Below are 2594 nucleotides of genomic sequence, written 5' to 3'. Positions count from 1 at the left end.
CGAAACCGGAAATAGACACCCCCGTGTGGCGGGCTGTGCCCGCTGGCCCGCGCCAGGGCATCGATTCCGGTTTTCCCTCCCCCTCCCATCCTCGCCGGAGGGCAGGCCGCATGTCGCATGTCGAATGCGGCTTTGCTGGGAAGGAGTTGGGATCATGGATGATGTGCTGTTGCAATATCGGGCCTGCGGAGCCGAAACGCGCGAGGACTATTTGCGAGAAGTGGCGAATGAGAACGGCTTGCGCTTCGAGTGCGTGAAGCGGCTTGCCGACCGTTTGGGCGAGCGTGAAGATTTTAGGCTGTTACGTCACATCTGCGAGGAACGCGCCGGAGGCTTGCAATGACCCGTGTTGCGGTTGAGGGCCGCGAACGCGCCGCGCAGATTGCCCGCCTCAATGATCGGGCGCGGCAGGCGATGGGGTTGGCCTGTGTTGCAGTGGCGACCGAGGGCTTTCGGGCCTTGCCGGTCGCGGATCAATCGCGGGTTCGCGAATTGGTCGAGACGTTTGATGCGTTCACGGCTGACAACGATCCCAATGGCGAGCGCGACTTTGGCGCGATCTATCAGGATTGCGATGGGCGCTGGACGACCACGCGACCGACCAAGCCCGTTGAGACCATATTCTGGAAGATCGATGCCTATGATCGCGACTTGTGTTTTGGCAGCGAAGACCCGGCCAATCCAGCGGTCACGCGCCGGGTGCTCACGATCATGCTTGCCAGTGAATATTGAGGCAGGGCGTAGCCATGGCCAAGCGCAAAGTTGCTGTGCGCCTTGAAGGCGCCGATCCGGCCCAGATCATCATGCCCGGTGTCAGGCCGGTCAGCCTTGGCGAGCGGTTGAACTGGCAGGCACAGCTGCCGATGCAACCGCGCCGCGCGCAGAAGCCGCTCGATATCGGCTTCTGGGACCCGATGCGGGATCAGTTGGAGATGTTTTGAATCGGGAAGTTTGGCGCGGCGGCTTTTCACCACCGCGCCGGATTGCGAAGCGTTATGGATATTTATGGGTCGATTTGCGGATATTGTTGCATTTATGGATATTTATGGGTATGAATGTGGATATGCTCATCAATACCGCCCTGCTGGTTATCACCCCGCAAATGCTCTCTTTGATCGCCGAGATCGACGAGTTCAAAGGCGCTTGGCGCGCATTGGGGACGCTTGCGCCAGATCGGCTGTCGGCCTTGCGGCGCGTGGCGACGATTGAGAGCATTGGCTCTTCGACACGAATTGAGGGGAGCAAGCTGTCTGACAGTGATGTTGAGCGGCTGCTGTCCAACATCGAAGTCCGTCACTTCGATACCCGCGATGAGCAGGAAGTCGCGGGTTACGCCGAAGTGATGGAAACCGTATTTGCGTCGTTCGACGCGATTGCGCCGACCGAGAATCATATCAAGCAGCTGCACCGCGATTTGTTGGCGCACAGCAGCAAGGACGCACGGCATCGCGGTAGCTACAAGACAAACACCAATCATGTCAGTGCCTTCGATGCTGATGGCAAAGAAATTGGCGTCGTGTTCGAGACGGCTACGCCGTTCGACACGCCGCGATTGATGGCGGAGCTGGTCGCATGGGTGAATGAAACGCTGGACGGCAAGCAACTTCACCCGCTTCTCGTCACCGCGATCTTCATCGTTGTCTTTCTCGAAATCCATCCCTTTCAGGATGGCAATGGCCGCTTGTCGCGGGTGCTGACCACCTTGCTCCTGCTGCGCAGTGGCTATGCCTATGTGCCGTATTCCTCGCTCGAAAGTGTGATCGAGGCGAGCAAGGAAGGCTATTATCTCGGGCTGCGCCGAACGCAGGGCACAATCCGCAGCGACGCGCCCGCATGGGAGCCGTGGATCATCTATTTCCTTCAATCACTCCGGCAGCAAAAGGCGCGCCTGGAGGCGAAGATTGCGCGCGAGCGGTTAATGGTCGAGCGTATGCCCGAACTCTCGGTGCAGATACTTGACCTTGCAAAAGCGCATGGGCGCATCACCAATGGTCAGGTGGTTGATGTAACTGGCGCAAACCGCAACACGGTGAAGAAGCATTTGCAGATGCTAGTCTTAGCCAATCACCTTGTCCAGCATGGCAGCGGCAAGGCGACATGGTATAGCCGCGTCTGACGACATGAATCTCCCGACGATAGCGTGAATTCAAATTCGACCGGATGGTCTCCAGAACGCTGGGTCTGCCCTCTATTGACGGACGTTTGGCCGCTTTGCGCCGCCCTTGTGCGCGCAAGCAAAAAACCGGCGTGCACGCCTACGGTTTCCATAAATGGAGCCTCCGTTTTTTGGCTTGCGCGCGGGCGGCGCGCGGCCCTGTCATGTCCGTCAGGGCAGGCCCTGACACAATCAGGAGAAAGACCATGCAGAATATCGCAGAATTTCACATCATCGGGCGCATCGGCAAGATCGACGCCGCCAAGGAAGTCACACACATCTCGGTTGCCGCCAACTACAACCGCCGTGATGGTGACGAATGGAAGACCCACCCGCACTGGAACCGCGTCACCATTTTTGGCAAGCTGCGCGACCGTCTCGCCAAAGCCGACACCGGCGATCTTGTCCGCGTTACCGGACGCGTACGCCAGTCGAGCTA

5 protein-coding genes are annotated in these 2594 nt (G+C 58.8%); all 5 read left to right on the top strand.

From position 1 onward, the window contains the following. The first annotated feature begins 154 nt into the window (after positions 1–154). Positions 155–343 carry a hypothetical protein gene (locus tag ABL922_RS14490; RefSeq protein WP_349024917.1) on the top strand — a complete coding sequence of 63 codons (189 nt, stop codon included), beginning with the start codon at positions 155–157 and terminating at the stop codon, positions 341–343. Further along, entirely contained in the window at positions 340–732 is a 393-nt protein-coding gene (locus ABL922_RS14485) for a DUF3768 domain-containing protein (RefSeq protein WP_349024916.1), read from the top strand. Before ABL922_RS14490 ends, ABL922_RS14485 begins: the two co-directional genes overlap by 4 nt. A 14-nt stretch (positions 733–746) precedes the next feature. Then, complete coding sequence (locus tag ABL922_RS14480) at positions 747–941, top strand: hypothetical protein (protein ID WP_349024915.1); 195 nt, start codon at positions 747–749, stop codon at positions 939–941. Positions 942–1063: 122 nt separating this feature from the next. Then, the gene (locus ABL922_RS14475; protein ID WP_349024914.1) at positions 1064–2116 is read left to right on the top strand and encodes a DUF977 family protein; all 1053 of its coding nucleotides are present in this window, start codon (positions 1064–1066) and stop codon (positions 2114–2116) included. Between the two features lie 245 nt (positions 2117–2361). Next, positions 2362–2594 (top strand): single-stranded DNA-binding protein (locus ABL922_RS14470; protein ID WP_349024913.1); only part of this gene is annotated, 233 nt, incomplete at its 3' end.

It is taken from the genome of Sphingorhabdus sp. (assembly GCF_040079335.1).
In the GTDB taxonomy this organism is placed as follows: Bacteria; Pseudomonadota; Alphaproteobacteria; order Sphingomonadales; family Sphingomonadaceae; genus Sphingorhabdus_B.
This window is presented reverse-complemented; position numbering and strand designations above follow the sequence as displayed.